This window comes from Streptosporangium fragile (assembly GCF_039534445.1).
Lineage (GTDB): Bacteria > Actinomycetota > Actinomycetes > Streptosporangiales > Streptosporangiaceae > Streptosporangium > Streptosporangium fragile.
This window is the reverse complement of sequence record NZ_BAAAVI010000039.1, coordinates 70,305-83,477: the sequence shown is the minus strand read 5'-3', so window position 1 is coordinate 83,477 and position 13,173 is coordinate 70,305. Positions and strand designations below refer to the sequence as shown.

Sequence of the window (13,173 nt, the reverse complement as noted above, 5' to 3'; positions counted from 1 at the left end):
CGGCTCGTCCGACACGCCGGCGGACCCCCAGGCCGGCAGAACCGGGCAGGCGGCCACCCGGTCCACCCCCGGCCCCACCCCTGCCCCGGTCACCCCCTCAGTACCCGCCGCGGACCGGAAGATCGAGATCCCGGACAGCTCCACCACGATCCACGAGAGCGACAAGGACCCGATCAAGCTGACCTCCTACACCCTGGGGACAGGGGATGACTACAGCTTCTACGTCCGCGAGGCCAACACCAGCCAGTTCGTCAAGAACGACGTGTACAAGGAATACGTACCGAACCCCTCGGGCACCCACGCCCTCGCCGCGCATCGTTACTACAGCACGAGCGACGAGGAGATCGTCTCGATCGTCGACCACAGGACCGGAGGGGCCAGCGACATCAAGCTCACCAAGTCGCCGTTCTACTCGGCCTACCTGCGGTGGTCGCCGGACGGCACCAAGGGCCTGGCCAGCCTGTACGAGGCGAACGAGAACGACGACATCGCCCCGCAGCTCTACGGTTACGCGATCATCGACATCGCCACGAAGAAGGCCACGGTCGTCCCGGTGAAGGAGCAGGACACATCCCCGGTTTGGCCCTACTTCTGGCGAGGTGACGGCCGGGCGGTCGGCATCTGGGTGAGCAACAACGGTGAGCCCGAGCGCATCCGCTTCTACGACCTGCAGGGCACCGTCCTGCAGACCCTTCAGGATGTGGGCCGCCCCCCGACCTGGCTCGAGAGAGAGCCCATCAACCCGTCCGGCACACTGATGATCACGTACTGCAGGGACACCGACGACATATGCGTCTGGTCCGCCACCGCCGGCGGGGAACCGAAGGCCCGGATCTCGTTCACGGCCTACCGGATCATCGGCTGGTACGACGACCGGCACATCGCGGTCTGGCGGAAGAGGGGCTCCGGCTACCAGGCCGTGGTGGTCGACTTCAACGGCAAGGTGAACCGGGTGCTCGCCACCACCACCGACGCCACGAAGCACGAGCAGCAGTTCCTGTCGTACACCAGCAGCGACTGAGCGGGCGAGCACCGCACTCCGGTTCGAGGGGGTCACCGGGGTGCGAGCGGTTGCCCGGGCCGGAGCCGTACCGGTGCTCGCGGGAGATGCCGGGGCGCGGCACGGGCAGGACGCCCCGCGGGTGAGACGGTCTACGGCGGGACGACACCGCACGGCGACCGGCGGTGGACCTGTCTCGCCCTCGACCACGCCCCCGCCGCGCCGACCGCCCCTTGTTCCGCCCGCACGAGCGGGAGGCCGCGACGGTGAGGTTTTCACGGACCGTGCGGCGGGGCGGGAACCACCCAGGGGGAGCCAGAGCGGAGAGGGGCCATAGGCGGTCCTCGGCCGTTCACGGGGCGAAGCAAGCGCTCGGCCTGAAAGTTTCATACCCGGCGGAGAAGGGTCTGCGGGTCGCTCGTGGATCGCAGCAGCCTGGCGGCACGGGGCCGGAAACGCCGGTGTAACCGGGGGCACATCCCATTGACATCCCGGGCACCGTCCCCAGAATCCCTTATGGGAGCGCTCCCACATTTTCTCTCCCCCGCCTGATCCGATACGGAGCAGCGACCAGCGACTTCGTGGCGATCCCACCCCTGGAGGCCCATTTCCATGCACCGATTGCCCATCAGAACGGGAGCGCTCCCACGCTTCCGGAGGCGAGTGGCCGCGCTGGCGCTGCTCAGTCTGGCGGCCGGAACGACGACCGCGCTGGCGGCCTCACCCGCGCACGCGGCCATCGCCTGCGACGTCACCTACACGACCAGCGACTGGCCGGGCGGCTTCACCGCCAGCGTCTCCATCAAGAACCTGGGCGACCCGCTGAACGGCTGGACACTCGGTTTCAGCTTCCCCACGACCACCCAGAAGGTCCTCCAGGGCTGGAGCGCCACGTGGTCGCAGAGCGGCCAGGCCGTCACCGCCAAGAGCATGGACTGGAACGGCAACCTGGCCACCGGGGCCTCGACCAGCATCGGGTTCAACGGCACCTGGTCCGGGAGCAACCCCAAGCCGACCGGATTCACGATCAACGGCACCGCCTGCGGCGGGTCCGTCCCGGACAACCAGCCCCCGAGCGTGAAGATCACTAAGCCCACCGCCGGGGCGACCTTCACCGCGCCCGCCACGGTGGAGATCACCGCTGACGCGGCCGACGCCGACGGCACCGTGAGCAAGGTCGAGTTCTTCAACGGGACCACGCCGCTGGGCAGCGACACCACCGCGCCGTACGCCTACGAGTGGACGGGCGTCCCCGCGGGCAGCTACTCGATCACCGCGCGGGCGACCGACGACAAGGGCGCGACCAAGACCTCGGACCCGGTCGGCATCACCGTCGGCGCCGGCTCGGAGCCCGCGGTGCTCCTCAGCCCGGCCACGGTGGCCGTCCCCGAAGGCGGCGACGCCACCCTGTCCGTCAAGCTCTCCAAGGCGCCGTCCTCGAACGTCACCGTCACCACCGCGAGGACGAGCGGTGACAGCGACCTGACCGTCTCCTCCGGCGCGTCGCTGACCTTCACCCCCGCCAACTGGAACACCGCCCAGACGGTGAGGATCGCCGCCGCCGAGGACAGCGACCAGACCTCGGGCAGCGCCGAGCTCACCTCGACCGCCACCGGCCACACCTCGGCCACGTCCACCGCCACCGAGGTCGACAACGACACCACCGGCGGCGACAACGAGTACATCAAGCGGTTCACCGAGATGTACAACAAGATCAAGGATCCGGCGAACGGCTACTTCTCACCACAGGGCGTGCCCTACCACTCCGTCGAGACCCTCATGGTCGAGGCGCCCGACCACGGGCACGAGACCACCTCCGAGGCCTACAGCTACTACCTGTGGCTGGAGGCGGCCTACGGCAAGGTGACCGGTGACTGGAGCAGGTTCAACAACGCCTGGGCCTCGATGGAGAAGTACATCATCCCGGCCACCGCGGACCAGCCGACCAACTCCTTCTACAACCCGTCCAAGCCCGCCACCTACGCCGGCGAGTGGGACGACATCAAGCAGTACCCGTCCAAGCTCGACAACAGCGTGAGCGTCGGCGTCGACCCGATCGCGAACGAGCTGAAGAGCGCGTACGGCACCAGCGACATCTACGGCATGCACTGGCTGCTGGACGTGGACAACACCTACGGCTTCGGCCGCTGCGGCGACGGCACCACCAAGCCCGCGTACATCAACACCTACCAGCGCGGCTCCGAGGAGTCGGTCTTCGAGACCGTCCCGCAGCCGTCCTGCGACACCTTCAAGCACGGCGGCAAGAACGGCTACCTGGACCTGTTCACCGGGGACAGCAGCTACGCCAAGCAGTGGAAGTACACCAACGCCCCCGACGCCGACGCCCGCGCCGTCCAGGTGGCCTACTGGGCGCACACCTGGGCCAAGGAGCAGGGCAAGGAGTCGCAGATCTCGGCGACGGTCGCCAAGGCCGCGAAGATGGGCGACTACCTGCGTTACGCGATGTACGACAAGTACTTCAAGAAGCAGGGCTGCACCAGCACCTCGTGCCCGGCCGGCACCGGCAAGGACAGCGCGTCCTACCTGCTGAGCTGGTACTACGCCTGGGGCGGCGCGCTGGACAGCTCCGCGGGCTGGGCCTGGCGGATCGGCTCCAGCCACAACCACTCCGGTTACCAGAACCCGATGGCCGCCTGGGTGCTGTCCAGCGTGGACGTGCTCAAGCCCAAGGGCACGACCGCCGTGCAGGACTGGAGCACCAGCCTGAAGCGGCAGCTGGAGTTCTACCGCTGGCTCCAGTCGGCCGAGGGCGCGATCGCCGGTGGCGCCACCAACAGCTGGCAGGGCCACTACGCCGCCCCGCCGTCGAACCTGCCGACCTTCTACGGCATGGCCTACGACTGGCAGCCGGTCTACCACGACCCGCCGTCCAACCAGTGGTTCGGCTTCCAGGCCTGGACGATGGAGCGGGTCGCGGAGCTGTACTACGCGACCGGCAACGCCGACGCCAAGGTCGTGCTGGACAAGTGGGTCAAGTGGGCCACCGACAACACCACGGTCAACGCCGACGGGACCTTCCAGATCCCCTCGACGCTGGTGTGGACCGGCCAGCCCGACACCTGGGACCCGGAGAACCCCGGCCCCAACGCCGGCCTGCACGTCAGCATCCGGGACTACACCTCCGACGTCGGCGTCGCGGGCTCCTACGCCAAGGCCCTGATGTACTACGCGGCCAAGTCCGGTGACACCAAGGCCAAGAACATCGCCAAGGGCCTGCTGGACGGCATGTGGAAGAACAACCGGGACGCCAAGGGCGTGTCGGTGCCGGAGACCAAGGCCGACTACAACCGCCTGGACGACCCGATCTACATCCCGGCGGGCTGGACCGGCAAGATGCCCAACGGCGACGTCATCGACTCCAACTCCACCTTCCTGTCGATCCGCTCCTTCTACAAGAACGACCCGGACTGGCCGAAGGTCGACGCCTTCCTGAAGGGCACCGGCCCCGCACCCACCTTCAACTACCACCGGTTCTGGGCGCAGGTCGACGTCGCCGTCGCCCTCGCCGAGTACGGCCGGCTCTTCCCCTGACCCGGATCGGGCCGGGCCGGCTCTGCCCCCGACCCGGTCCCCTCCCCGCAGACCCCGGGGCGTGGCGGCACCCCTGACCTGCCGCCACGCCCCGGGCACCACCTCCCGAAACTCCCGAGAGGCACCCCCCGCATGAAGAGATCCCTGGCGACGCTCGCGCTGGCGGCGCTGGCGGCCGTCCCGGTGCCCGCCGCCCAGGCGGCCGCGCCCGCCTTCGCCTACGGTGAGGCGCTGCAGAAGTCCATCTGGTTCTACGAGGCCCAGCAGTCCGGGAAGCTGCCGAGCTGGAACCGCGTCGGCTGGCGCGGCGACTCCGGGCTCGACGACGGCAAGGACGCCGGGCTCGACCTGACCGGCGGCTGGTACGACGCGGGCGACCACGTGAAGTTCGGCCTGCCGATGGCGGCCACCACGACGATGCTGGCCTGGGGCGCGGTCGAGTACCGGGACGCGTACGCCTCCTCGGGGCAGCTCACCCACCTGCTGAACAACCTCAGGTTCGTCAACGACTACTTCATCAAGGCCCACCCGTCGCCCAACGTGCTCTACGGGCAGGTCGGCAACGGCGGCAAGGACCACGCCTGGTGGGGCCCGGCCGAGGCGATGCAGATGGAGCGGCCCGCGTACAAGATCGACGCCTCGTGCGGCGGGTCCGACCTGGCCGGTGAGACGGCGGCGGCGATGGCGGCCTCGTCGATCGTGTTCCGCCCGACGAACCCCTCCTACGCCGACACGCTGGTGACGCACGCCAAACAGCTCTACGCCTTCGCCGACACCGTGCGGAAGAAGTACAGCGACTGCATCACCGACGCGGCCGGGTACTACCAGTCCTGGAGCGGCTACAACGACGAGCTGGTCTGGGGCGCGATCTGGCTGCACCGGGCCACCCAGGACGCCTCCTACCTGGCCAAGGCCGAGGCGTACTACGACAACCTGGGCACCGAGCCGCAGTCGACCACGAAGTCCTACAGGTGGACGATCGCCTGGGACGACAAGTCCTACGGCGCCTACGTGCTGCTGCACAAGCTGACCGGCAAGCAGAAATATCTCGACGACGCCAACCGCTGGCTCGACTACTGGACGGTCGGGGTCAACGGGCAGCGGGTGAAGTACTCGCCGGGCGGCCAGGCCGTACTCGACCGGTGGGGGTCGCTCCGCTACGCGGCCAACACCGCGTTCGCGGCGCTGGTGCACAGCGACACCATCACCGACGCCACGCGCAAGGCGAGGTACCACGACTTCGCCAAGCGCCAGATCGACTACGCGCTCGGCGACAACCCGCGCAACTCCTCCTACGTGATCGGCTTCGGCGCCAACCCGCCGAAGAACCCGCACCACCGCACCGCGCACGGCTCGTGGACCGACCAGATCACCAACCCGGTCGAGACCCGCCACACCCTGTACGGCGCGCTCGTCGGCGGCCCGCCCGACCCCGACGACAAGTACACCGACAGGCGCGACGACTACGTCATGAACGAGGTCGCCACCGACTACAACGCGGGCTTCACCAGTGCCCTGGCCAGGCTGTACAGGGAGTACGGCGGGGAGCCCGCGGCGAACTTCCCCGTGGCGGAGACCCCCGACGGCCCGGAGATCTTCCTGGAGGCCGGGGTGAACGCCGCGGGCCCGACGTTCACCGAGATCAAGGCGATCGTCAGGAACCAGTCGGCCTGGCCCGCGCGCCCGCTGACCGACGGCTCGTTCCGCTACTACTTCACCCTCGACGGCGACACGACCGCGGACCAGATCACGGTGTCGTCCGCCTACACCCAGTGCAAGGCCCCGACCGGGCCGACCCGGTTGTCCGGGAAGACCTACTACATCACCGTCGACTGCTCCGGCACCTCCATCGCCCCCGCGGGGCAGTCGCAGCACCGGCGCGAGGTCCAGTTCCGCATCGCCAGCTCCGGCACGTGGGACCCGGCCGACGACTGGTCGTACAAGGGCGTCGCCACCACCCCCGGGGCGACCCCGGTGCGGGTGGAGAACATGACGCTCCACTCCGGCACGACGAAGATCTGGGGCACACCCCCCGGTGACGAGCCGCCCCCGGACGACGAGATCGCGCCGTCCAGGCCCGGCAAGCCCGCCGTCTCCGCGGTCACCGCGGGCGGCGCCCGGCTGTCCTGGACGGCCGCCACCGACAACGTGGGCGTGACCGGGTACGACGTCTACCGCGGCACGACCAGGGTGGGAACGGCCACGGGCACGACTTTCGACCTGACCGGCCTGTCCCCCGCGACGGCGTACACCGTGCACGTGGTGGCCAGGGACGCGGCGGGCAACACCTCCGAGGCGTCCGAGAGCACCGGCTTCACCACGGCCGAGGCCCCGGCCGGCGGCTGCTCGGTCACGTACCGGATCGCCAACAGCTGGCAGGGCGCCTTCCAGGGCGAGGTCGCGGTCAAGAACGAGAGCGCCTCGACGATCAACGGCTGGACGGTGACCTGGCGGTTCCCGAACGGGCAGACGATCAGTCAGCTCTGGAACGGCGTGCACACCCAGACCGGGCCGGACGTGTCGGTCGGGAACGTGACCTGGAACGGCTCGCTCGCCCCGAACGCCTCGGTGTCCTTCGGCTTCACCGCGAGCCAGAACGGCACCAACGGCGTCCCCGCTCCGGTGACCTGCACCGTGAACTGACCCCGCCACCGGCACCCGGCCCCGGCGCGCGCCCCACCCGGAGCCGGGTACCCCGCCGCACCGGCGCCCGGCCCCGATGGTGGCTCCCACCCCGGGCCGGTGCCCCGATACCCCGGCCGGGCGCGACGGACCCCTCCCGCCCGGCCGGTCCCCCACCCCCACCGAGGTAGGTCATGCGAACACGACTGGCGACACTCGTCGCGCTCTTCCTCCCCTTCTTCGCGTTACTCGCCGCCGCCCCGCCCGCGCACGCCGCGGTCGGCCTGCACGTCAGCGGCACGAAGATCGTCGAAGCGAACGGCACCACGTTCGTCATGCGGGGCACCAGCCACGCGCACACCTGGTACCCGACGCAGACCGGCTCCTTCGCCGGCATCAAGTCGCTCGGCGCGAACACCGTCCGCGTGGTCCTCAGCGGCGGGCGGTGGACCGCCAACGGCGCGGCCGACGTGGCGAACGTGGTCTCGCTCTGCAAGCAGAACAAGCTCATCTGCGTCCTGGAGAACCACGACACCACCGGGTACGGCGAACAGAGCGGCGCGTACACCCTCGACCAGGCCGTCGACTACTGGATCAGCGTCAAGAGCGCGGTCGCCGGCCAGGAGGACTACGTCGTCATCAACATCGGCAACGAGCCCTTCGGCAACAACGCGACCACCCCCGGCTGGACCGAGGCCACCTCGGCCGCGATCACCCGGTTGCGGGACAACGGGTTCCAGCACCTGCTCATGGTCGACGCGCCCAACTGGGGCCAGGACTGGCGCTTCACCATGCGCGACAACGCGGCCACCGTCTTCGCGGCCGACCCGCAGCGCAACACGGTCTTCTCCGTCCACATGTACGGGGTGTTCGACACGGCCGCCGAGATCACCGACTACCTCCAGCGCTTCCAGGCCGCCGGGCTCCCGCTGGTGATCGGCGAGTTCGGGTTCAACCACTCCGACGGCGACCCCGACGAGGACACGATCATGTCCCAGGCGCAGGCCAGGGGGATCGGCTACCTCGGCTGGTCGTGGAGCGGCAACGGCGGCGGCGTCGAGTATCTCGACCAGGTGAACAACTTCAACGCCGCCAGCCTCACCACCTGGGGTCAGCGCCTGTTCCACGGCGCCAACGGCATCGCGCAGACCTCCGTGGAGGCCACGATCTACGGCGGGGGCGGCACCCCGGACATCGAGGCGCCCAGCAAGCCCGGCAAGCCCTCCGTCTCGGACATCACCGCCACCGGCGCCAAACTCTCCTGGACCGCCTCGACCGACAACCGGGCCGTGACCGGCTACGACATCTACCGGGGCAGCACCAAACTCGGCTCCTCGACCACCGCCTCCCTCACCCTGACCGGCCTGTCCCCCGAAACCGCCTACACCGTCCACGTCGTCGCCCGCGACGCCGCCGGCAACACCTCCACCGCCTCCGAAAGCACCTCCTTCACCACCCTGGCCGGACAGCCCGGCGGCCCCTGCACGGCCACGTACCGGACCGTCAACTTCTGGCAGGGCGGCTTCCAGGGCGAGGTCACCGTCAGATGCACCACCGCCGTCACCTCCTGGAAGACCACACTGACCTACCCCTCCGGCGTGAACGTCACCCAATCGTGGAGCTCCACCCTGAGCGCCACCCCACCCACCTTCACCTTCACCAACGCCGCCTGGAACGGCACCATCCCCGCCAACGGCTCCGCCACCTTCGGCTTCATCGCCTCCTGGAACGGCACCGGCGTCCCACCCACCCCCACCCTCTCCTGACCCCATCCACCCCGGCGTGAAGGGGGTACGGCCCGCGGGCCGTACCCCCTCCCCTCGGCCCGTATCCGAAAGTTTCGGCAGTAAAACGCAAATTTCTACTTCAGAGAGGATCCGATGTCCACCATCCGCACCGCGATCTCAGCCGGGGCGCTCGCCCTGCTCCCGCTCGTCGCGACCGTCACCGCCGTGCTCCCGGCGACCCCGGCGCACGCGTCCGCCTCCCTGCGCGAGCACGCCGCCGCGCGCGGCAAGTTCATCGGCGCGGCGCTCGCCACCTCCCCCCTGGCGAACGAGGCGTCCTACCGGAACATCGCCTCCACCGAGTTCAGCCAGATCACCGCCGAGAACGCGATGAAGTGGGACGCCACCGAGCCCAGCCAGAACCAGTTCAGCTGGTCCGGGGCGGACGCGATCGTCGACTTCGCCACCCAGAACAACCAGCAGGTGCACGGGCACACCCTGGTCTGGCACAGCCAGACGCCGAACTGGGTGCAGAACCTCGGCGCCGACGCCATGCGCTCGGCGATGCAGAACCACATCGCCAAGGTCGTCGGCCGCTACGCGTCCAACCCGGCGGTGGTCTCCTGGGACGTCGTCAACGAGGTCTTCGACGACAACGGCAACATGCGCAACTCGTTCTGGTACCAGAAACTGGGCGACAGCTACATCGCCGACGCCTTCCGCGCCGCCCGCGCGGCCGACCCCGACGCCAGGCTGTGCATCAACGACTACAACGTCGAGGGTGTCAACGCCAAGAGCACCGCGATGTACAACCTGGTCAGGTCGCTGCGGGCGCAGAACGTGCCCGTCGACTGCGTCGGGCTCCAGGGCCACCTGGCCATCCAGTACGGCTTCCCGGGCCAGGTCCAGCAGAACCTGCAGCGCTTCGCCGACCTCGGCGTCGAGGTGCGGTTCACCGAGATCGACATCCGGATGCAGATGCCCCGGGACGCGAGCAAGGACGCGCAGCAGGCCACCTACTACAGCAACGTCATCAACGCCTGCCTGGCGGTGACCCGGTGCTCCGGCGTGACGATCTGGGGCTTCACCGACAAGTACTCCTGGGTGCCCGACACCTTCTCCGGCCAGGGCGCGGCCCTGATCTACGACGAGTCCTACAACCCCAAACCGGCGTACACGGCCGTGCACGACGCGCTGGCCGCCGGGGGCGGCACCCCGGACACCGAGGCGCCCAGCAAGCCCGGCAAGCCCTCCGTCTCGGACATCACCGCCACCGGCGCCAAACTCTCCTGGACCGCCTCGACCGACAACCGGGCCGTGACCGGCTACGACATCTACCGGGGCAGCACCAAACTCGGCTCCTCGACCACCGCCTCCCTCACCCTGACCGGCCTGTCCCCCGAAACCGCCTACACCGTCCACGTCGTCGCCCGCGACGCCGCCGGCAACACCTCCACCGCCTCCGAAAGCACCTCCTTCACCACCCTGGCCGGACAGCCCGGCGGCCCCTGCACGGCCACGTACCGGACCGTCAACTTCTGGCAGGGCGGCTTCCAGGGCGAGGTCACCGTCAGATGCACCACCGCCGTCACCTCCTGGAAGACCACACTGACCTACCCCTCCGGCGTGAACGTCACCCAATCGTGGAGCTCCACCCTGAGCGCCACCCCACCCACCTTCACCTTCACCAACGCCGCCTGGAACGGCACCATCCCCGCCAACGGCTCCGCCACCTTCGGCTTCATCGCCTCCTGGAACGGCACCGGCGTCCCACCCACCCCCACCCTCTCCTGACCGCCGGCCCCTGACCGCGCGGCGGGAGGCGGACCCGTCCCGCCGCGCGGCGGCACACCGGGAAGCGACCGGCGACCTGGTCAGCACCCCGGGAACAGAGCCGGGGGCGTGGTCAGCGGCGAGGCTCGATGCCGTACTCGCGGAGGGTGGTGATCATCCAGCCCGCGAGCCGGGCGTGGCCGGCGGCGGTGGGGTGCACGCCGTCGGGCAGGACCGTGCCCCGGCCCCAGCGCCCGCCCCGCGGCTCAAGTGGGTCGAGGAAGGGCACCGCGGCCTCGTCGGCGGCGGTCGCGACGGCGTCGCGCACCAGGTAGGCCCACCGGGGCGCCCTGGTCATCCAGATCGGGCCGACCACCACGATCCTGGTGTACGGCCACGTCCGCCTGGCCAGCTCCAGCAGACGGGCGGCGGCGGCCCCGACCCGGGCCGCGCCGACCCTGCGGTCGTTGTGCCCGCCCGAGATGATCAGGAGGTCGGGTTCGGGACGCCAGGAGAGCTCCTGACGGAAGGACTGCTCGAAGGTGCGGCCCACCCTGCCGGGGTTGAGGTAACCCGTCCCGGCCGCACCCGCGATGACCGGTTGCCAGCCGAGCTCGCGCGCGACGAGCGTCGCGTAGGCGTCCCACGCGCGGACCGGGCCCGACCCGACCGTGAAGCTGTCGCCGAGGACCATGGCGACCGGGGCCTGCGGAGGCGCCGGTGGCGGGGTGGCGGAGGGGAGGGCCGGGACGGTGCCGACCACCGCCGGAACGGTCGTTCCGCTCCCCGTGCTACATCCCGAAATAAGGCACAAAATCACCACAAGAAAAGCGACCGCGGACGCCCATGGTCTTCTACGTACGGGCGCGCGCATGCCACCTCGGGAAACGTCAGGCTGCCGACATGATTGCAGAAGCCCGCGAGCGGGCATGGCGATTCGACTCCACCGGCCGGGACTCCAGGTCCTCACGGGACCGGCCCGGCGACACCCCCCGACGGGCTCGTCTTGAGCAGGTCCGCATTCTACCGACGCCGGAACGCGCCGCGGTGAGATCGGGACCGGGACGGGCGCCCCGGCGCCCGGCGGCGGAGATCACCGGGAGACATCCGGGAGCCGCGAGGACCGCCACGCCCCTCAGCCGCCGGACCGGGACCCGCCGCGCGGCCCACCGAGCCGAATGAAAGCGCCATATGCGGCCCGCCCGTGAATGCTCGCCGTTATCCGGCGGGGACCGGTTCCGTGCCGCCGCGAGGGCCCTGGGCGCGAATTCCAGGATTCCGGAGAATTTTCCCGTACGCTTTTAAAAAGCTCGGATTACCCGAGAGCGACGGGCCGGGAACCGCCGTTGACACGGGAACGTTCCACACCCGCGGGAAGGCAGGCGCCCGCCCGGCCGGGCCCCGGGTTTCGGACATCACCGGGGTCGACGCCCGCCGCGGGTCAGCTGACCTGTGAGGGGGGAACCACCCAGGTGTTGCAGTAGGCGATCCGGGCGTACTTCCAGCCCTGGTGGATCCAGGCGGCGTAGTGCTCGCCGTTGCCGTGGTCACGCCGCGGGTTGCCGTTCCGGTCGTCACCACGGCCGTACTCGGTCCGCAGCACCTCCCGCCAGCGGGCGTTGGTCACGCCGAGCGAGCCCCGTACGGTGCGGACGAAGACACCGGCGAAGCACTGGGCCTGGAGTTCGTGACGGCGGGAGTGGGCGTCCTGGAGGGCCCGGGACTTGTTGGAGACCTCCCACCACCAGGCGCCGCCGATGCCCGCCATGGACTGCACGTGGTGGCCGTACTCGTGGGCCAGCACGGTCAGGTAGGGCACGTGGTTGCGGGCGGGGTCGATCCGGTCGCTCTGCTGGATCACGTGGTCCAGGCCGATGTACATGCCGCGGTTGGACGGGCAGTAGTGGGCCGAGGAGCCGGAAGCCGGGTAGGTGCCGCAGGGGCCGCGGCCCGGTCGGGACCAGAAGACCCTCCGCGGCTGCAGGAAGAGCGCGCCCGCCTGGGAGAACTTCGCCGCCCACGCGCGGTCCATGCAGTCGGTGGCGCCGTTGAGGTAGGCGAGCATGTCGCGGGCCTGGGCCGAGGGCCGGGGGACGCGGCACGAGGTGGGGCGCATCAGGCCGGTGCCGTACAGCGGGTTGCGCTTGAGCCGGGACGCGGTGTCGGAGCGGCGCATGTAGCGCAGGTCGACCGCCGTGCTCCGCCGGGCGGCGTCCGCGCCGGCGACCAGCGAGACCCGCGCGTCGCCCAGCGAGCCGAGGTTGGGCCGCTGCGGCGGGCTGAAGACCGGCGGGGTGACCTCCACGTCACCGGCCGGAACGGGAGCGGCTTTTTCGGTCGCCATGGGTGCGGTTAACGGACTGGCTGGAACATCGCTCTCGTTACCGGCGAGCAGGCCGGCGATCACCACAACCGCGGCGAACGTCATCGCGAGAAGGCCGAAGACACCCAGGACAAGTGGGCTCGGTCCCCGTGGGCGCATGCGTCCGCCTCTCCCAA

Annotated in this window: 6 protein-coding genes and 1 pseudogene; 5 read left to right on the top strand and 2 right to left on the bottom strand. The window is 70.0% G+C overall.

The genetic code is table 11. From position 1 onward, the window contains the following. The 5 genes and pseudogenes from ABD841_RS24620 to ABD841_RS24600 form a co-directional block, all read left to right on the top strand. Window positions 1-1,021: TolB-like translocation protein (locus ABD841_RS24620; protein WP_344976334.1), on the top strand; the 1,021-nt coding region annotated here is incomplete at its 5' end. 642 nt (window positions 1,022-1,663) lie between these two features. Next, the gene (locus ABD841_RS24615; RefSeq protein WP_425582032.1) at window positions 1,664-4,552 is read left to right on the top strand and encodes a glycoside hydrolase family 48 protein; all 2,889 of its coding nucleotides are present in this window, start codon (window positions 1,664-1,666) and stop codon (window positions 4,550-4,552) included. Between the two features lie 98 nt (window positions 4,553-4,650). Beyond that, window positions 4,651-7,195: pseudogene (locus ABD841_RS24610) on the top strand (glycoside hydrolase family 9 protein); the annotation flags it as partial. A 173-nt stretch (window positions 7,196-7,368) separates the two neighbouring features. After that, window positions 7,369-8,940, top strand: coding sequence for a cellulase family glycosylhydrolase (locus tag ABD841_RS24605; protein WP_344976325.1), 1,572 nt, complete (start codon window positions 7,369-7,371; stop codon window positions 8,938-8,940). 114 nt (window positions 8,941-9,054) lie between these two features. Then, window positions 9,055-10,695 carry an endo-1,4-beta-xylanase gene (locus ABD841_RS24600; RefSeq protein WP_344976323.1) on the top strand — a complete coding sequence of 547 codons (1,641 nt, stop codon included), beginning with the start codon at window positions 9,055-9,057 and terminating at the stop codon, window positions 10,693-10,695. Between the two features lie 112 nt (window positions 10,696-10,807). Here ABD841_RS24600 and ABD841_RS24595 read toward each other — a convergent pair whose 3' ends face one another. Together ABD841_RS24595 and ABD841_RS24590 are read right to left on the bottom strand one after the other, a co-directional pair. Beyond that, on the bottom strand, window positions 10,808-11,437 hold the full coding sequence (locus ABD841_RS24595) for an SGNH/GDSL hydrolase family protein (RefSeq protein WP_344976320.1): 630 nt from the start codon (window positions 11,435-11,437) through the stop codon (window positions 10,808-10,810). Window positions 11,438-12,115: 678 nt separating this feature from the next. Then, window positions 12,116-13,018, bottom strand: coding sequence for a neutral zinc metallopeptidase (locus ABD841_RS24590; RefSeq protein WP_344976317.1), 903 nt, complete (start codon window positions 13,016-13,018; stop codon window positions 12,116-12,118). Window positions 13,019-13,173: the final 155 nt, after the last annotated feature.